Origin of the sequence: Kitasatospora sp. NPDC056783, assembly GCF_042789895.1 — a bacterium.
Taxonomy (GTDB): Bacteria; Actinomycetota; Actinomycetes; order Streptomycetales; family Streptomycetaceae; genus Kitasatospora.
Genome location: NZ_JBHUAF010000169.1, coordinates 1 through 17250, shown reverse-complemented (window position 1 = coordinate 17250; position 17250 = coordinate 1). Strand labels below are relative to the sequence as shown.

General features: G+C 74.7%; 18 protein-coding genes and 1 pseudogene. 11 read left to right on the top strand and 8 right to left on the bottom strand.

Annotation, left to right across the window (positions count from 1 at the left end; genetic code table 11):
• Positions 1–25 precede the first annotated feature (25 nt).
• The 4 genes from ACFRMQ_RS23250 to ACFRMQ_RS23235 all read right to left on the bottom strand — a co-directional run bounded on the left by ACFRMQ_RS23250 (position 26) and on the right by ACFRMQ_RS23235 (position 3584).
• Positions 26–424 (bottom strand): hypothetical protein, encoded by a 399-nt coding sequence (locus ACFRMQ_RS23250; RefSeq protein WP_380732488.1) that lies wholly within the window; start codon positions 422–424, stop codon positions 26–28.
• A gap of 256 nt (positions 425–680) precedes the next feature.
• Complete coding sequence (locus ACFRMQ_RS23245) at positions 681–1220, bottom strand: EF-hand domain-containing protein (RefSeq protein WP_380732487.1); 540 nt, start codon at positions 1218–1220, stop codon at positions 681–683.
• A 192-nt stretch (positions 1221–1412) separates the two neighbouring features.
• On the bottom strand, positions 1413–2357 hold the full coding sequence (locus tag ACFRMQ_RS23240; protein WP_380732486.1) for a DUF5996 family protein: 945 nt from the start codon (positions 2355–2357) through the stop codon (positions 1413–1415).
• Between the two features lie 120 nt (positions 2358–2477).
• On the bottom strand, positions 2478–3584 hold the full coding sequence (locus tag ACFRMQ_RS23235) for an RCC1 domain-containing protein (protein WP_380732485.1): 1107 nt from the start codon (positions 3582–3584) through the stop codon (positions 2478–2480).
• Positions 3585–3827: 243 nt separating this feature from the next.
• On the opposite strand from ACFRMQ_RS23235, the gene ACFRMQ_RS23230 reads away from it, so the two are divergent.
• Together ACFRMQ_RS23230 and ACFRMQ_RS23225 are read left to right on the top strand one after the other, a co-directional pair.
• Positions 3828–4448: a dihydrofolate reductase family protein gene (locus ACFRMQ_RS23230; RefSeq protein WP_380732484.1), complete on the top strand. Its 621-nt coding sequence runs from the start codon at positions 3828–3830 to the stop codon at positions 4446–4448.
• Between the two features lie 73 nt (positions 4449–4521).
• Positions 4522–5046 (top strand): YcxB family protein, encoded by a 525-nt coding sequence (locus tag ACFRMQ_RS23225; protein WP_380732483.1) that lies wholly within the window; start codon positions 4522–4524, stop codon positions 5044–5046.
• A 14-nt stretch (positions 5047–5060) separates the two neighbouring features.
• Here the strand turns inward: ACFRMQ_RS23225 and ACFRMQ_RS23220 are convergent, their stop codons facing one another.
• On the bottom strand, positions 5061–5489 hold the full coding sequence (locus ACFRMQ_RS23220) for an SRPBCC family protein (RefSeq protein ID WP_380732481.1): 429 nt from the start codon (positions 5487–5489) through the stop codon (positions 5061–5063).
• Between the two features lie 163 nt (positions 5490–5652).
• Between ACFRMQ_RS23220 and ACFRMQ_RS23215 the strand changes: the two genes are divergently transcribed.
• From ACFRMQ_RS23215 to ACFRMQ_RS23185, 7 genes and pseudogenes are all read left to right on the top strand, one after another.
• The gene (locus tag ACFRMQ_RS23215) at positions 5653–7065 is read left to right on the top strand and encodes an ATP-grasp domain-containing protein (protein WP_380732480.1); all 1413 of its coding nucleotides are present in this window, start codon (positions 5653–5655) and stop codon (positions 7063–7065) included.
• Positions 7059–7637 carry a GNAT family N-acetyltransferase gene (locus ACFRMQ_RS23210; protein WP_380732479.1) on the top strand — a complete coding sequence of 193 codons (579 nt, stop codon included), beginning with the start codon at positions 7059–7061 and terminating at the stop codon, positions 7635–7637. The genes ACFRMQ_RS23215 and ACFRMQ_RS23210 overlap by 7 nt, the downstream gene beginning before the upstream one ends.
• A 168-nt stretch (positions 7638–7805) precedes the next feature.
• A complete protein-coding gene (locus ACFRMQ_RS23205; RefSeq protein WP_380732478.1) occupies positions 7806–8165 on the top strand; it encodes a hypothetical protein in 360 nt (119 codons plus the stop codon).
• Between the two features lie 239 nt (positions 8166–8404).
• Complete coding sequence (locus tag ACFRMQ_RS23200) at positions 8405–9508, top strand: sugar ABC transporter substrate-binding protein (protein WP_380732477.1); 1104 nt, start codon at positions 8405–8407, stop codon at positions 9506–9508.
• A 25-nt stretch (positions 9509–9533) separates the two neighbouring features.
• On the top strand, positions 9534–10328 hold the full coding sequence (locus tag ACFRMQ_RS23195) for an ATP-binding cassette domain-containing protein (RefSeq protein ID WP_380732476.1): 795 nt from the start codon (positions 9534–9536) through the stop codon (positions 10326–10328).
• Positions 10325–11581, top strand: a complete 1257-nt coding sequence (locus tag ACFRMQ_RS23190) for a sugar ABC transporter permease (protein ID WP_380732475.1) — start codon at positions 10325–10327, stop codon at positions 11579–11581. Before ACFRMQ_RS23195 ends, ACFRMQ_RS23190 begins: the two co-directional genes overlap by 4 nt.
• Before the next feature lie 154 nt (positions 11582–11735).
• Positions 11736–11921 (top strand): annotated as a pseudogene (locus ACFRMQ_RS23185) (hypothetical protein); the annotation flags it as partial.
• 321 nt (positions 11922–12242) lie between these two features.
• Here the strand turns inward: ACFRMQ_RS23185 and ACFRMQ_RS23180 are convergent.
• The gene (locus tag ACFRMQ_RS23180) at positions 12243–13010 is read right to left on the bottom strand and encodes an IclR family transcriptional regulator (RefSeq protein WP_380732474.1); all 768 of its coding nucleotides are present in this window, start codon (positions 13008–13010) and stop codon (positions 12243–12245) included.
• A gap of 207 nt (positions 13011–13217) precedes the next feature.
• Between ACFRMQ_RS23180 and ACFRMQ_RS23175 the strand changes: the two genes are divergently transcribed.
• The gene (locus tag ACFRMQ_RS23175) at positions 13218–14387 is read left to right on the top strand and encodes a streptomycin biosynthesis regulator (protein WP_380732473.1); all 1170 of its coding nucleotides are present in this window, start codon (positions 13218–13220) and stop codon (positions 14385–14387) included.
• Positions 14388–14422: 35 nt separating this feature from the next.
• Here ACFRMQ_RS23175 and ACFRMQ_RS23170 read toward each other — a convergent pair whose 3' ends face one another.
• Positions 14423–15223: an alpha/beta fold hydrolase gene (locus ACFRMQ_RS23170; RefSeq protein ID WP_380732472.1), complete on the bottom strand. Its 801-nt coding sequence runs from the start codon at positions 15221–15223 to the stop codon at positions 14423–14425.
• 141 nt (positions 15224–15364) lie between these two features.
• Entirely contained in the window at positions 15365–16582 is a 1218-nt protein-coding gene (locus ACFRMQ_RS23165) for an MFS transporter (protein ID WP_380732471.1), read from the bottom strand.
• Between the two features lie 133 nt (positions 16583–16715).
• Between ACFRMQ_RS23165 and ACFRMQ_RS23160 the strand changes: the two genes are divergently transcribed.
• Positions 16716–17192, top strand: a complete 477-nt coding sequence (locus tag ACFRMQ_RS23160) for a MarR family winged helix-turn-helix transcriptional regulator (RefSeq protein WP_380732470.1) — start codon at positions 16716–16718, stop codon at positions 17190–17192.
• Positions 17193–17250: the final 58 nt, after the last annotated feature.

Below are 17250 nucleotides of genomic sequence, written 5' to 3'. Positions count from 1 at the left end.
GGCCCGGGCCGTCGCGAAGCCGGGGTCAGGGGGTGGTGCACACCGCGGTCGCCCGGATGGACTCGGTGACGGTGTTGGTGTTGGTTCCGCGCACGACCCAGACGCTGCCGCTCGGGTAGGAGTCGGTGAAGAAGATCCGGAACGCGCTGGTCTGGCCGCCGCCGCCGGTGGGCACCTCGCCGGAGGGACAGGCCACGGTGGCGAACCCGTTCGCCCCCGGGGCGACGTCGACGAAGTCGCCGAAGACCTGGTCGTGGGCGGCCAGCAGCGAGGGGCCGGCGGCGGCCGGGTCGCCCGGGACGACGACGGCCGGCTTGGCGGTGGGCCGGGTGGCGGGCTTGTTGTCGGCGACGGCCGCGGTGCTCGCGGCCAGGACGCCGACGGTGGCGAGAACGGTCAGGACGATGGGCTTGGTACGGGCCATGGCGGCCTCCTGCGGGTTCGGGAAAGGTGCGGACTCGCCGCCGGGACAGCCCCCGGCGACGAGTCCGATGCGTACCCGAACCAAACCTTCCCGCCACTGGCGGACACGGCGTCGGCTACCCGGACGGCGCAACGCCGCCGCCCGGCCGGGCCAACCGCCGGGCCGACCCCCGGGCGGCCGGCTCCGACCGCCCGGCCGTCCCGCCCCAACCGCCGTACGGGAAGGCCGGGTTGGCCGGAGACCCGGGCGTGCGCCGTCAGGCGAAGAAGGGGGCCGTCAGCCACTTCCGGGGGACCCCGGGGTTCGGGTCGGCGAAGAAGCGCCGGCCCGCCGCGCACAGGTCGGCCCGGGTGAGGAACCCGGCGCCGCAGCGGTCGAGCCGGCCGAACTCCTCGACGGCGGCGGGGCCGGTGATGCTCCGCTCCTCCAGGTACCGCCGGAACCGCGCCTTGCCGACCCGCCCGTCCCGGCCCGTGTCCATCAGGCAGTAGGCCGCGTCCGCGAACCGGGTGACGTGATCGGGGGTCGCGCCGGGCGCGCTCCCGGCGGCCCTGCGGCCGGCGTCCGCGAGGAACTCGCCCCGCAGCACCCGGCCCCCGCGGTCCAGGCCGGCGTCCCGCAGGGCCGCCCAGAGGCCGTCGAACTCCTCCTCCACCAGCCGCCGTTGCGGCTCGGCGCCGGTCTGCCGGTCGATGACGCGCCGGAAGTCGCCCCAGGTGATCGCGCCGTCGAGATCGGCGTCGATGGTGTCGAACAACTCCCGGACCCTCTGCTGGTACGCCCCCACGGCCGCCATCTTCTCTCCGTCCCCACGGTCATTGGCATGTGCAACTCACCGAGGAACCTAACCCATGGCCGTCCGGGGACCGCCGCTTTCCGCCCCCGGCGTGTCAGGCCGGCCGGCGTACCCCCCGTGCAGGAGAACGGGCGGGGCACGGCGGCCGGTTCGACGCCGGCCGGCCCGCCCGGCCGTCGGGCCCGCCCGCCGTCAGACGCCGCCCCGGGCGGCCACCGGGTCGGTGACTCCGCCGGGCGAGGCCTCGCCGCCGACGTCCCAGCCGGCCAGGCGGGCCGCGGGCTGGTAGACGGACTCGAAGAAGTCGAGGACGACGGCCCGCGGGTCCTCGCGGCCGCGGACCTCGTCGTAGTCCAGGACGGCCAGGTGACTGCCGTTGCGTTCCATCCAGCTCGCGGCGGCCGGGCGCAGCGGGCTCTTCGCCAGGCCGTCGGGTTCGGGGGCGGCGTAGGAGTAGAAGGCGGGCCTGGGGACGGTGTCGTCGCCGAACCAGAAGCCGGAGCTGACGACTTCGCGGGAGTAGGCCTCGCGGGTCACCGGGTCGACGGTCGCCGGCTGGGCGGTCTCGCGGCCGGAGAAGCGGGTGACGGCGATGTCGAAGGTGTGCCAGAAGTGGTGGACGGGGCTGGTCTTGCCGCAGAAACGGGCGGCGAACTCCTCCAGGAGCAGGGCGACTTGGCCGAGGACCTGCCAGTAGCGGTTGACCCAGAACGGGTCGTAGGCGGCGTGTTCGGTGTCGTCCGCGAAGGGGCGGGCGGCGTCGGGCAGGTCGAAGGGGTGGGGGTGCGGGATGTCGACGGTCACGCCGATGGCGGCGAGGGCGTCGAGGGTGGCGCGGTAGAAGGTGGCCACGGACTGTCCGGTGAGCGGGAAGGAGGCCCTTCGGCCGTCCGAGGAGCAGACCAGCAGGCGGTGGTCGACGAAGTCGAAGTCGACGCAGAAGGTCCCGCCGCCGTCGGCCGTGGCCATCGGGCGGGTGGTGATGCCGCGCCCGGTGAGGTGGTAGGGGACGTTCCACCAGTGGTTGCGCCGGGCGCTGTGGGCCAGGCGGACCTTGCCGACGATCTGGGCGAAGCGGTGCAACGTCTCCTTGGAGTCCCGCCACTGGGCCAGCGGGATCGGGGGGAACAGCTCCATGGGGCCACGCTAGGCCCGTGGGGGTGCTCGCGCATCCGCTCCCCCGCCGCTCCCCCGCCGCCCGGGCGGCCCCTCGGCGGGTGGGCCGGGGCGGCGGGCCGCGGGGGCGTCCGGCCCGGTTCAGTTGGCCAGGCTGAAGTCGCCGCCGACGGGGGCGGCGAGCTCGTCGATGCCGGTGAGGGTGGCGGGGGTGGCCACCGGGGTGGTGCTGTCGGTGGTGGTGCCGTCGCCGAGCTGGCCGGAGCCGTTGTGGCCCCAGGAGTGCACGGTGCTGTTGCCGGACAGGGCCATGGTGTGCTCGCGGCCGGCCGCCACCGTCCGCACGCCGCTCAGGCCGGGGACGGTGACGGGGGTGACGCGGAAGACGGTGGTGCCGTCGCCGAGCTGGCCGGAGGTGTTCTGGCCCCAGGCCTTGAGCCGGTTGTCGCTGTCGGTGACGGCGAGGCTGTGGTTGGCGCCGGCGGCGATCTGGGTGACGCCGCCGCTCCAGGCGCCCTGGGTGGTGACGGGGGTGAAGCGGTGGATGGTGGTGTTGTCGCCGAGCTGGCCGGTGGCGTTGTAGCCCCAGGCCTTCACGGTGTTGGCGGTGCCCGGCGCTCCGGCCAGGGCGAGGCTGTGGTTGGCGCCGGCGGCGATGCGGGTGATCCCGGTCAGGCCGGTGACCTGGGCGGGGGTGCCGCGGCTGGCCGAAGTGCCGTCGCCGAGCTGGCCGTTGAGGCCGTGGCCCCAGGCCCAGACGGTGCCGTCCTCGCGCAGGGCGAGGCTGTGGTGGAGGCCGGCGGCGATGGCGACGACCTTGTGGAGGCCTTCGACGCGTACCGGGACGTTGCTGTCGGCGCTGCTGCCGTCGCCGAGCTGGCCGTGGGTGTTCTGGCCCCAGGCCATCACGGTGCCGTCGGCGAGCAGGGCGAGGCTGTGGGCGCCGCCGGCGGCGATGTCGGTGGTGGTGGTGAGGCCGGCCACCCGGCCGGGGGCGTTGTGGCCGAACACCGAGCCGTCGCCGAGCTGGCCCGAGCCGTTGACCCCCCAGGAGCACACGGTGCGGTCGGCCAGCAGGGCCAGGCCGTGGCCGAGGCTCGCTCCGGCGCCGCCGGCGGCGATCTTCACCACCTCGCTGCCGGTGAGTCCGAGGACGGTGGTGGCCGTGGTGCGCAGGTCGGCCCGGGTGCCGTCCCCGAGCTGGCCGGAGCGGTTGTTGCCCCAGGACTTCAGGCGCTTGTCTGCCATGCGTCGATGCCTCTTTACTCGTACGACAATAATCCAAATCGCCGGTACACCAGCCCAGTTGACGACCGCACGATCATGGACCGACGCTAACGAGGCGCCCGCCACCGGCACGGGAAACGGCGCGGCCCGCCACCCGATCGGGTGACGGCGCCGGGTTCCGGGTCCCTCCGGCCCGCTCCCTCGGCCCGTTCCCGGGCCGGGTTGTCACACCCGTCGCCTAGCCTGCCCGCGAGGAGGTGGGTGATGGGCGACACGGGTGACACGGGTGGCACGGGCCGGCTGGTGGTGGCGGTGCAGGTGTCGGCGGACGGCTTCGTGAGCAGCGAAGTGCCGGGCGCGGACTGGCAGTTGTGGGACTGGGGGCCGGACTGGCCGTGGAGCGCGGACCTTCGGTCCTCGTTCAACGCGCTGCTGGCGGGGGCCTCGGGCATCCTGCTGAGCCGTCCGATGGCCGACGAGGGGTACCTGGGGCACTGGGAGCGGATGGCCGCCCTGCACCCCGGCGACGGGGACTGGGACTTCGCCCGGGCGATCGGGGCGCTGCCGAAGTCCGTGCTCTCCCGCGCCGGCCGGCCGCGGCGGCGATGGCCGCGCACCGAGGTGCTCACCGGGGAGCTGGCGCGGACGGTGGCGCGGGCGAAGGAGGCCGCGGGCGGGCCGCTGCTGTGCTTCGGGGGCGCGGGGCTGGTGTCCTCGCTGCTGCGCGAGGGACTGGCCGAGGAGCTGCGGCTGTTCGTCAACCCGGGGTTCGCGGGGGCGGGCGCCCGGGTGTTCGGGCCGTGGCTGGTGGAGCACGGCCTGCGCTTGGACACGGTGTCGGCGTACGACTGCGGGGTGGTGGAAAGCCGCTGGTCACAGGGGTAGCCGGGGCGCGTCCGTCCGCCGGGGGCCTGCTACGATCCGCGTCTTGCCGACGAGTGGATCAAGGAGTGCGGCGGTGGAGCGGGAACGCGTGGAGCTGGTGTACGAGCTGACGGCCGGGGACCTGCGCGAGTCCTTCGCCGCGCAGGTGCGGCACACCGTCGCGGGCCGGCTGGCGCGGCTCGTGCCGTGGGCGATCGCCGGCTTCTCGGCGCTCGGGTGCGTGCTGAGGGCGGCCGGCGGCGAACTGGAAGCCGGGGACGTGGTGGTGACCGTCGCGCTGGTGGCACTGGCGCTGTTCCTGCCCCGCTGGCAGCTGGCCTCGGCGTGCCGGCGGGCGGCCCGGCGCGGCGAGCGCCGGGCGGTGGTGGACGGCGGCGGGCTGAGCGTCACCGACAGCCGCGGCGGCAACGCCCTGCCGTGGACGAAGCTGACGCGCTTCATGGAGACCGAGCGCCTGTTCGTGCTGCTGGGCCGCGGCGGCAACTGCTTCGTCGCGCTGCCCAAGCGCGCGGCCGCCGACCAGGGGGCGCTGCGCGCCCTGCTGGAGCGGCACACCTCCGCCGGTGGCGCGGCGCCTTCGGCCGCCCACGCCGAATAGACGCCCCCGGGCCGCTACGCCGCGCCGAAGTGCCGTTCGGTGTCGGCGATCAGCGTGCGCAGGAACGCCGCCCCGGGCGCGCCGGCCAGGGCCGCGGGGCGGCGCAGCAGCGGGTTCGGCTCGTAGGCGAAGGTCCAGGTGAGGCGGGTGCCGCCGGACGGGAGGGGTTCGAGGAGGCAGTCCTCGCCGAAGCGCCGGTACGGCGGCAGGCTCGCCTGGGTGGCCTGGAAGGCGTGCCGGGTGCCCTCGTCCCAGTGGATGAACTCCTCGCGCAGGCGCAGCGTGCCGAGCGCGGTGACCTGCCGGGTGGTGCCCACCCCGTGCGGGGCCGGGGAGGTGTGGCGGACGACCGCGCCGCCGTCCTCGTGGCGGCGCAGGTCGAGGACGCGGGTGGCCTCGGTGGTGCGGGCGGTGTCGTCGGCGGGGTGGGCGCGGTCGGTCATTCGTGCACGGCAGTCCCGGCGTCCGGCGACGGGTGCGGGCGGGCCGTCAACGCGGGGCGCTCCTCCGTTCGGGTGAGGGTGGGGGCGGGGCGGGCCACGTGCGGGGCGGGGTGGGGGGTGCGGTGGCGGCCGGGCTCGGTCCGGGCTCTCCATAATCGCGTGGGTGATCACATCCTGTGACGAAGCGGTGGCCCGGTTGCGGGCCGTGCCCGGGCTGTCCTGCTGCCCCCGTCCTCTGTTCGCGCTGCCCCTGCTGCGCAGCGGCTGTGTGGCCGAGGTGCTGAGCGTGGAGGGCCCGGACGCGGGCTGGGCGGGCGAGTTCGGGCCGGGCGGGAGCGGGCCGGGCGGGTCCGGGGCGCGGTTCCACGCGCTGGAGCCGCATTCCCTGGTGCGCGACAACACCTCGCTGGGGGCGGGCGTCGACGAGGTGCTGCGCCGGATCGCCACCACCGGCGGCGCGGGCGGCGGCTGGCGGGGCCGGACGCTGGCGCTGCTGCCCTACACCGCGATGAAGGCCGAGTGGCGCGCGGCACTCGAGGCGCTCGGCACCCGCCTGGTGGAGCCGCCGCCGATGCCGGCGATGCCGGTGCTGGGCGACAAGCGGGTCCAGCGCGCGTGGCTGCGCTCCACGGGGGCGGTGACCCCGCCCGACGCGGTGGTGCCGGCGCTCGACCACCGGGAGCTGCGCCGGCGCTTCGGCGGGCGCTACGTGGTGCAGGCGCCGCTGGGCTCCGGCGGCAAGGGCACCCACCTGGTCTCCGGGGAGGACGGCCTGCCTCCGATCCGCCGGGCCGGCGGCGGGCCCTGGCTGGTGAGCGGCTACGTCGAGGGCCCGGCGGTCAACCTGCACGTCCTGGTGTCGGCGGACGGCACGGTGCGGCTGCTGCGCCCCTCGGTGCAGCTGACCCGTGTCGAGGGCGTCGGCGCGCCCTTCGGCGCCTACTCCGGCTGTGACTTCGCCGCTCCCGCCCTGCTGGCGCCGCTGCCCCTGGCCCGGGCCGATTCCATGGCGCGGCGCGTCGGCGAGGCGCTGGCGGCGCTCGGCTACCGCGGGCTGTTCGGCGCGGACTTCGTCCTGGACGGCGACCGGCCGGTGCTGCTGGAGCTCAACTGCCGCATGCAGGGCTCGACCTGGCTGCTGGGCGAGGTGGAGTCGGCCGAGGGCGCGCTGCCGTCCGCGCTGCGCCACATGCTGGAGCTGTACGGGCACGTCACCGGCGGCGAGGGGCGCACGGACGCGGCGGGCGCCGCGCAGCTGGTGGTGCGGCACAGCGGCCCGACGGCGCGGGTGGCGGGCGCGCCCGGCGGCGGGCTGCACCGGCTCAAGGACGGCCGGCTCCGGCACTGCGGCGCCGGGTTCGGCCTGCTGGAGTGCGGCCCCGACGACTGCGTGCTCCTCCAACTGCCCTCCCCCGGCATGGTGGTGCGCCCGGGTGTGCCGCTGGCGCGGATCGTCGCCCGGCGCTCGCTGACCACCCCCGACGGCACCGCGCTCACCGAGGGCGGGCGGCGCCTGGTGCGGGCGCTGCGCGCGGGTTTCACGCTGGAGGCCCTCGAACCCGCCCTGCCGTGCTGAACGCCGCTCCGGACGCCGCGCGGGGCGCCGCGCTGTACGTGCGTGCCGCCCGCCCCGGCGACCTGCCCCGGCTGGCCGCCCTGCGCGCGGAGGCCGCCGCCTGGATCGCCCTGGAGCACGGCTCGGCCCAGTGGTCGTCCCCGTACGACCCCGAGCGGGGGCTCGCGCTGATCGCCCGCGGCGCGACCGTGGTGGCGGCGCTGGAGCCGCGCGGCGAGGCCGTCGCCACCGTGACGATCCGCCCCACCGGCAGCCCCCGGCTCTGGAGCGTGGAGGAACTGGCCTGCCCGGCGCGCTACTTGAGTTCGTTCACGGTCGACCGCCGGCATGCCGGGCGCGGCGTCGGTGCCCGGCTGGGCGACTGGGCCGCCTGGCGGGCGGGGCGCTCGGGCGCCCGGGTGCTGCGGGTGAACGTGTGGAGCGACAACGCCGCCCTGCACGCCTACTACCGCGCGCGGGGCTGGCGTTGGGTGCGCACGGCGCCCGGCAGCCGCAGCGGCGCCCTGTTCGAGCGCGCCACCGCGGCGGTGGCGCCGGCGGGGGTGCGCGAGGCGGGCGGGCTGCGGGTGTAGCGGGGGCGGGGAGGGCGGCGGCCCGGGCGGCCCGGCCCTCGGCGCGCGGGGCGGGCGGGCGCGCCCCTGACGGATGTCAGGGACCGCCCCGGGCACGGGATTCCTAGGCTGACGGGCACCGGACGGCGAGCGGCCGGCCGGTCCCGTACCAGCCGAGGGAGCACCACCATGCGCAGGATCACCCACGCCGTCGCCGCCCTGGCGATGGCCGCCGCCGCCCTGACCACGACGGGGGCCGGCGAGGCCCTGGCCGACGACTGGGCGGGCTGCCCGTCCGGCGCGGTCTGCGTCTACCCGCAGGACCAGGACCCGGCCGTCTCGCCCAGCGACGTCTACTGGAGCTACGGCGCGCACCGGCTGAGCAACCAGTACGGCAACCACTGGGTGCTCGACAACCAGACCGGCGGCGCGCACGCCCGCCTGTGCCGGGGCTCGGGCGGCACCGACTGCGTCTACGACATCGCGGCGCAGCGCGGCGTCTACTACGACCTGGGGCCGGTCAACTCGATCACCCTCGACCGCCCCTGACGCACCGCCGGGGACGAGCGGGGGGCGCCCGCCGCACGGGGGAGCGGCGGGCGCTCCCGTCCGCGTGCGCCCGGAGGGCCGGGGAGCCGCCTCGGGGCGTCCGCGGCGTGTTCACGAAGATAACGAGTGGTGATGGATTCCCGGCAGTACGGTTTTACTTATTGACGGCATGTACGCGCCCAAGGTTGACTCCCCCCACCCCGCCGCGACGCCGCGGCGACCCCAGGGAGAGGTATCCGATGAACGCCGCACTGCGTCGCGCCCTCGTCTCCGCCGTGGGCCTCGCGCTGACCCTGTCCATGACCGCCGCCTGCGGCAAGGCCGCCGGCGCCAAGGGCGACTCCTCCTCCGCCGCCGGCGGCGACCCGAACGCCATCGGCCTGCTGCTGCCCGAGAACGCCTCCTCCGTGCGCTACGAGTCCTTCGACCGGCCGTTCATCGAGGCCAAGGTCAAGTCCCTGTGCGCGTCCTGCAAGGTGCTGTACAACAACGCCCAGGGCAGCGCCGCCAAGCAGAAGCAGCAGTTCGACACCCTGCTCACCCAGGGCGTCAAGGTGATCATCCTCGACCCGTACGACGCCAAGTCCACCCAGGACTGGGTCCAGCAGGCCGCCGCCAAGGGGGTCAAGGTCCTGGCCTACGACCGCCTGGCCTCCGGCCCGGTCGCCGCCTACACCTCCTTCGACAACGAGAAGGTCGGCGAACTCCAGGGCCAGGCCCTGCTGGAGGCGCTCGGCCCGCGGGCCGCCGAGGCGAACATCGTCATGATCGACGGCGACGAGGCCGACCCCAACGCCGCGCAGTTCAAGTCCGGCGCGCACAAGGCCCTCGACGGCAAGGTCAAGAAGGTCGTCTACGAGCAGTCCGGCCAGTGGGACCCGGTCGTCGCCGGGCAGAAGATCTCCGCCGCCGTCACCGAGCTCGGCAAGAACGGCTTCCAGGGCGTCTACTCCGCCAACGACGGCATGGCCGCCGCCATCGTCACCCAGCTCAAGGGCGCCGGCATCAAGGTCCCCGTCGGCGGCCAGGACGCCGGACTCGACGCCATCCAGCGGATCGTGGGCGGCGACCAGGCGTACACCATCTACAAGGCCTACCGCCCGCTCGCCGAGACCGCCGCCGAACTGGCCGTCGCCCTGCTCCAGGGCAAGGACGTCAAGGCGATCGCCACCGACAGCGTCGACAGCGACACCGCCAGGAACATCCCGTCCAGGCTGCTGGACGCCAAGGTCGTCACCAAGGACGACATCGCCGCCACCGTCCTGGCCGACGGCCTCTACAAGGTCTCCGACATCTGCACCGCCGACTACGCCGCCGCGTGCGCCGCCGCCGGCCTCAAGTAGACCGTCCCCCAAGGTGGTTGTTCACGTGACAGGCGCACCCGTCCTGCAGCTGCACGGCGTCTCCAAGCGCTTCGGCGCCGTCCAGGCCCTCACCGACGTCGATCTCACCGTCCACGCCGGCGAGGTCCTCGCCCTCGTCGGCGACAACGGCGCCGGCAAGTCCACCCTCGTCAAGACCATCGCCGGCGTCCACCCCGTGGACGAGGGCACCCTCACCTGGCACGGCGAGGCGGTCCGCCTCGCCCGCCCCCAGGACGCCGCCGCCCTCGGCATCGCGACCGTCTACCAGGACCTCGCCCTGTGCGACAACCTCGACGTCATCGCCAACCTCTTCCTCGGCCGCGAGAAGCGCCGCCGCGGCCTGCTCGACGAGGTCGCCATGGAGCAGCACGCCCGCCGCCTGCTCGACACCCTCGCCATCCGCATCCCCGACGTGCGCACCCCCGTCGCCGCGCTGTCCGGCGGACAGCGGCAGGTGGTCGCCATCGCCCGCGCCCTGGTCGGCGAGCCGTCCCTGGTCGTCCTGGACGAGCCCACCGCCGCCCTCGGCGTCGAACAGACCGCCCAGGTCCTCGACCTGGTGGAACGGCTGCGCGAACGCGGTCTCGCGGTGGTCCTGGTCAGCCACAACATGGCCGACGTCCGGGCGGTGGCGGACACCGTCGCGGTGCTGCGCCTGGGCCGCAACAACGGCGTCTTCCCGGTGGCGGACACCACCCAGGAGCAGATCGTCGCCGCGATCACCGGCGCCACCGACAACGCCCACGCCCGCCGCCGGGCCCGGCGCGCCGACCACACCGAGGAGGCCGAGGCCGTATGAGCACCCCCGGAGCACCCGCCTCCCCCACCGCACCCGCCGCCGATCCGCGCCTTCAGCCGCCCGCGCGGGGCTGGGCCGAACACGCCCGGGCCGCGCGCCGGCGCCTGGCCTCCGGCGAACTCGGCTCGCTGCCGGTCGTCGTCGGCCTCGTCGTCATCGCCGTCGTCTTCCAGGCCGTCACCCACCACTTCCTCCAGGCCGACAACCTCACCAACATCACCCGCTTCATCGCCGGGCCCGGCCTGATCGCGGTCGGCGTCGTCTTCGTGCTGATCCTCGGCGAGATCGACCTCTCGCTCGGCTCGGTGGCCGGCGCGAGCGCCGCGATCACCGCCGTGCTGACGGCGCGCCAGGGCTGGAGCGAATGGGTGGCGATCCTCGCCGCCCTCGGCGCGGCCTGCGCCATGGGACTGCTGCACGGGCTGTTCTTCGCCCGCGTCGGCGTGCCCGCGTTCGTCGTCACGCTCGCCGGAATGCTCGCCTGGAGCGGCCTGCAGGAGTACGTGCTCGGCGACGGCGGCACCGTCAACAACCGCCACGAGGGCATCGTCGCGAGCCTGGACACCACCTTCCTCGGCGGCGGCGACATCGCCTACGCCTGGGGCCTGGCCGTCCTCGCCCCCGCCCTCTACCTCGCCGCCCGCCTGCGCACCGCCCGCCGCCGCCGCGCCGCCGGCCTCACCGCCGCGCCCGCCGCCGACAGCGCGCTGCGCGCGGCCGCCCTGGCCGTCCTCACCCTGGCCGCCGCCTACGCCCTCAACCAGGACCGCGGCCTGCCGCTGTCCCTGGTGGTCCTGCTCGGCGCCGTCCTGCTCACCGACTTCGTGCTGCGCCGCACCGGCTACGGCCGGCAGGTCTTCGCGGTCGGCGGCGGCGTCGAGGCGGCCCGGCGCGCCGGCGTCGACGTCGCCCGGGTCCGGATCTCGGTGTTCGTGCTCGCCGCGTTCCTGGCCGGCCTCGGCGGGCTGTTCTACGCCTCCCAGCAGGGCTCGGCGGACAAGCAGCTGGGCGGCGGCAACGTGCTGATGAGCGCGATCGCCGCGGCCGTCATCGGCGGCACCAGCCTCTTCGGCGGGCGCGGAAAGACCTGGTCGGCGCTGCTGGGCATCCTGGTGATCCAGTCCATCACCACCGGGCTGGACATGGTCCACGCCGCCCAGGCCATCCAGTACATGATCACCGGCGCGGTGCTGCTGGCGGCCGTCGTCCTCGACTCCGTCACCCGCCGCAGCCGCCGGGCGGGCGGCAGGTAGCGCGCGCCGCGCGGGAGGTCGGCGGGGCCGGCTTCCCGCGCACCCGGCTTGTCGCCCGGGACCGCGGCCGGGACCTGCCGTAGCCCGCTGCCGGTCGAGCGCACGGGAGGGGACGTGGGCCACGGGCGCGGGCGCCGCTCTCGGCGGGGGCGCCATGGGTGGGCGCCGCTACGTGGCCAGGGGCGTGCCCGGCGGGTACCGCGTCCGGGACGACCGGGGGCGCCGGTGGTGGGGCGACCACCACGAGCTCTGCCCCGACGGCCTCACCGCCGGACTGAACGGCGAGGCCGGCCCGCGGCGGCTCACCGCCCTCCTCAAGCGCCACCGGGCCCAGAAACGGCAGGACGGACGGGGCGCGGGACGGTACCGGCGGCGCTCCCGGGCGGACTCCTCGTCACCTGTCCACCGCCCGCTCGGCGAAGGGGAGCCGACGCACCGTGGACGTCCTCGGCGCCCACCGCGCCCTGCTCGGCGCCCTGCTGCCCGGCGAGCGGCGGACGGCGTCGCGGTCGCTTCGCCTCGACGGCTCGGACGGCTCGGACGGCTCGGACGGCTCGGACGAAGGATCACGCGAGGCCGGCGTGCTCGGCCTCGCCGCGGCCGAGTGCTTCGGTCGGCCGCGCACCGATGCCGGCCACCTCGCCGCGGAGGGCCGGTGGGCTCAACCGGTGCGGTGCTCCTGGCCGGTGGCCTGGGTGAGGCCCGCTTCGGACAGGAGGATCAGGGCGGTGGCGGAGAGTTCGCGCAGCCGTTCCTCCGGCAGCCGGCAGGCGGGGCCCGACACGCCGAGGGCGGCCACCACGCGGCCGTTCCGGGAGACCGGGACGGCCGCGCAGCACAGTCCGGGATGGTAGTCCTCCAGGTCGATGGCGTAGCCGTGTTCGTGCACCTCGCCGACCTTGTTCTTCCACCGGGCCCACTGCTCCGGCTGCTCGCGGGCGAGGCGCTGGGCGGACGCGGGGCTGAAGGCCAGGAGGACGTGCCCGATGGCCGTACCGAAGAAGGAGTCACGGCCGCCGACCGGTACGGCGAGCTTGAGTGGCTGCGGGGACTCGACGGTGTCGATGTAGACGTAGTCCCGCAGTGCCGGGACAGCCAGGTAGCAGGTCTCCGCGCTGATCGTGGCAAGCTTGCCGAGGATCGGGTTGACGAGCTCGCGCAGGCAGTCGTCGCTGCCGACCGACCCTCGGACGAGTTCCGTCAACCGCTCCGTGAGGACGTACCGGCCCGCGTTCGAGCGCTGGGTGACGTAGCCGAGCGACTCCAGGGTGGCGAGCAGGTTGTGCGCCGTACTGCGGGGCAGGCCGACGGACTCGGCCGCGTCGCTGAGCCGGGCGCCGTCGGGGGCGGCGCTGACCGCTTCGAGCAGCGAGAAGGCGCGGGCGACGGACTGTACGCGGTGGGGTCTCACCGAGTCGTGTTCCACCATACCGAAAAGTCCTCTTTCTTGGCTGGGCCCCATTCCCGCATGAGGATCAACCTGCTAGCGTCGTAGCGCGATGTGGAACCTGGTGCGAGAGAATGAACGTTCAGTTCAACATACCGGAAACATAGCGTTTACATCCTCTCAGTGACACCACGGCTTCGGGCAATACGCCGGACGATCAGAAGGTCAAGGGACAGCTGAGGGGGAAGCGTGCACGCCGTCAGTTCGAGGGGCGGGTCCGAACCATGGGCCGAGTCCGCGTCGTCGGTCGCCGCCGAGGTGGGGCAGGGGCTGGCCAAGCGGGTCGACCGGGTTGCGGTGAGCGCACTGCGGCGGGCGGACTCCCCCAGACGGTCTCTGGACCGGGAGCACATCGAGACCCTGGCCGGCCTTGACGAACCGTTCCGGCCGATCGTCGTGCGCGCCGGCACGATGGACGTGGTGGACGGCCTGCACCGCCTGGAGGCCGCGGTGCATCGCGGCGACCAGGAGATCGCGGTGCGCTGGTTCCACGGCGGGCCGCAGGAGGCGTACGTCTACGCCGTCCACGCCAATACCGTCCACGGCCTGCCGCTGTCGCTCGCCGAGCGCCGCACCGCGGCGGAGCGCATCCTCCTGACGCACCCCCAGTGGTCGGACCGTCGCATCGCCGCCGTCGCCGGCCTGTCCGCCCGCGCCGTGGCCGAACTCCGTGCCGCCCGGCAGCCGTCCGACGGTGCCACCGTGCGGGTGGGACGCGACGACCGGGCGCGCCCGCTCGACCCGCAGCGCGGGCGGGTGCTCGCCGCGCGGCTGCTGCACACCCAACCGGACGCCTCCTTACGGACCATCGCGGCCCAGGCCGGCATCTCGCCGGGGACGGTCCGCGACGTGCGCGCCCGGCTGAGCCGGGGCGAGCACCCCGTACCGGCGCGGCAGCGACGCGCGGCCAGGGAACCGAAGGCCGCGGCGGCGGCCCCGGGCGGCCTCCAGACGGTGGATCCCGCCGCTTCGCCGCCCGTGTCGGGCGATGCGGCGCATCCGCCGGCCGCGATCGATGCCTGCCCGGGCGCTCCCGTGCGGTTGCGCGCGGAGGCCCGGGCGAAGCGGCCGGGCCGGGAGGTCCCCACCGAGCTGTACGACATCGAGGCCACGCTCCGTTCGCTGCGCCGGGACCCGGCGCTCCGGTTCACCGAGGAGGGACGGTTCCTGCTGCGCACGCTGGAACCCCAACTGCTGCTCGCCGCCGAGCAGCAGCGGATCCTGCACCGGGTCCCCGGGCACGTCGCGCCGCGGCTGTCGGCGGCGGCCCGCGCCTACGCGGCGTCGCTGAACGCGTTCGCCGACCAGCTGGACTCCTGCGGCCGGCTGTCCCAGCTCCCGGCCGTCCGCGCGTTCTGACCACCCGGTGCTCCGACGGCGGGACAGCGGCCGGCTCACGCGGTACGGACGAAGTCGGAGACGAGGCCGGTGAACTTCTCCGGAGACTCGAAGGGGAACGCGTGCCCGCCCGGGACCCGGACGACGTCGGCGCGCGGGATGAGCTCCGCCATCCGGTCCTGGTGGGCGGGGGGTACGATCGCGTCGCCCTCGCCCGAGATGACCAGCGTCGGCGCGGTGACACGAGGCAGCAGGTGCTCGATGTCGACGCGGCGGCCCAGGTGCAGTTGCCGGCTCATGCCTTCGGGGCGGAACAGGGCGGCGAAGGCCGACACCTCGGCGTCGAGGGCCTCGGTGTTCCGGAACGGCGAGTCGTCCGTGGCGTAGGCGGTCAACAGCACCAGGCGGGCGAGGAGTTCGGAATCGGCCGTGACCAGGTCCCGCCAGAGCCCGAACTGGAGTGCCATGCGCGGATCGCTCCTGGCCCACCCCGCGTGCAGCACGAGCGAGCGGACGTGACGGCCGGAGGCGGCCGCCGCGGCGGCGGCCACGCAGGCGCCGAGGGAGTGGCCGACCAAGGCGAAGTCGTCGAGTCCGGCGTGGTCGGCGGCGGCGAGAACCTGCCGTGCCAGGTCCTCCACCGTCAGCGGGGCCCCGGAGTCGGTGGTCCCGCCGGAGCCGGACAGGAACGGGGCGACGACGGTGTGCCGCGGCCTCAGCTCCTCCATCAGCTCGGTGTAGTTGGCCTCCGGGGTGGCTCCGGTGCCGTGCACCAGGACGACCCCTGGGCCCGAACCGGTGCGCAGGTACTCGACGGTGCTCGGGCCGGTCGACAGGTCGGTGCGTACGTGGGGCACGGATGCTCCTTGCCGGCTGGAGGGGTGGACGGCGACGCCTCCGCACAGGAGGGAGGCGTCGCGCTGGTGGACGGCCCCGTGCCGCGGACGGCGACCGGGCGCGGGGCCGCGCGGGGGGACCCCCGGCGGGCGGCGCGCGGGTCAGCCCCGGGGCGCGGGCGCCGGGGCGCTCTCGGTGCCGGTCGCGGCCGCCGCCGTGACGGCGCCCGGCTTGCGGTCGCGGCGCTCCAGGCCCACCGAGACGGTCGCGAGCAGGATGCCGACCGTGCTGATGACGGCGCCCACCCAGTTGGGCGAGGTGTAGCCGAGCCCCGCGTCGATGGCGGCGCCGCCCAGCCACGCGCCCACGGCCGCCCCCAGGTTGAAGGCGGCGATGTTGGCGGCCGACACCAGGGTCGCCGGGCCGCCGGCCAGCTGCATGACCCGTGTCTGCAGCGGCGGGATGGTGCCGAAGCCGACACCGCCGAGAACGAGCAGGGTGATGACGGCGGTCACCTTGTTGTGCGCCGTGAACGTGAAGAGCAGCAGGACGAGGGCGAGCCCGATCAGCAGGGTGAAGATGGTGGCGGTCAGGGCGCGGTCGGCGGCCTTGCCTCCGAGGTAGTTGCCGGCGACGAGCCCGAGCCCGTACAGCGCGAGCAGCCAGGTGATGCTGCCCGGGGAGAACCCGGCCACCTCCGTCATCATGGGCGCGACGTAGGTGAAGGAGGCCAGCAGGCCGCTGAAGCCGATGGCGGTGACGGCGAGCCCCAGCCACACCTGCGGCTTGCGGAAGGCGGCCAGTTCCGCCCGCAGGTTGGTTTCCTCGGCCACTCCTTCACCGGGCACCAGGGTCGCGATGCCGATCAGGCCGACCACGCCGAGGACGACGACGCCCCAGAAGGCGGAGCGCCAGCCGAAGTGCTGGCCGAGCATCGTGCCCATGGGCATGCCGAGCACGTTGGCGAGCGTCAGACCGGTGAACATCAGGGAGATCGCGCCGGCCTTCTTGTCCGGGTTGACCAGGCCCGCCGCGACGACGGAGCCGACACCGAAGAACGCGCCGTGGCACAGCGCCGACAGCACGCGGCCCGTCATCAGCAGCGCGTACGTGGGCGCGAGCGCGGCTACCAGGTTGCCCACGATGAAGAGCATCATCAGACCGATGAGCAGGTTCTTGCGGCGCATCCGCGTCGTGGCGGCGGTGAGCACGGGAGCGCCGACCACCACACCGAGCGCGTAGCCGGTCGTCAGCAGCCCGGCCGTGGGGATGGAGACGTCGAAGTCTCCGGCGACTTCGGGCAGCAGACCATTGGTGACGAACTCGGTCGTCCCGATCCCGAAGGCGCTGATGGCCAGGGCTAACAACGCGAGAGGCATGGGAGCCCTCCTCTTTGTTTGCGCTTGTAACGAGCGCGCACAACAGTTGCAGAAACCCTATGTGCCTGCAAGCAGCTAGCTTGCACACGTAGGTGTGCGATACGAATGGCTCCGGAGGCGATGGGATCCAGGGGTGAGCCGGGAGGCGGGCGCCCGTCAGCCAGGGGAGGCGGCCATCTACATCTCCGACGATTCGTCCGAAGTCCGGGTGCACGGCTGGCGCACCCTCACCGCGCTGCACTGCGACCTGGAGAAGGCCCTGGAGGACGCGCTGCGCCCCCACGGCCTGTCGGTCGTGGAGTACACGGTCCTGGAGGCGCTGAGCCGGCAGGACGGCTGGCACATGCGCATGAAGCAGCTGGCCCGGGTGGCCGCCCTCAGCGACAGCGCCGCGACGCGCATGGTCAACCGGCTCGAAGAGCGGGGCCTGCTGTGCCGGGTGCTGTGCACGACGGACCGGCGCGGCGTCTCCACCGAGCTGACCGAGGACGGGCGGAAGCTGCTCACGGAGGCGGGGCCGGCGCACGACGCCATGCTCTGCCGGGTCCTCGAGGCGTCACCCCTCACGGGCGAACTCGCCGCACTGCTCCGGGCGCTGGAAGAGGGGTAGGGCCGGCGGGTCAAGGGCGGGCCCGCCGCTGTGCAACTGCCGAGATCGGCAGTTGCAC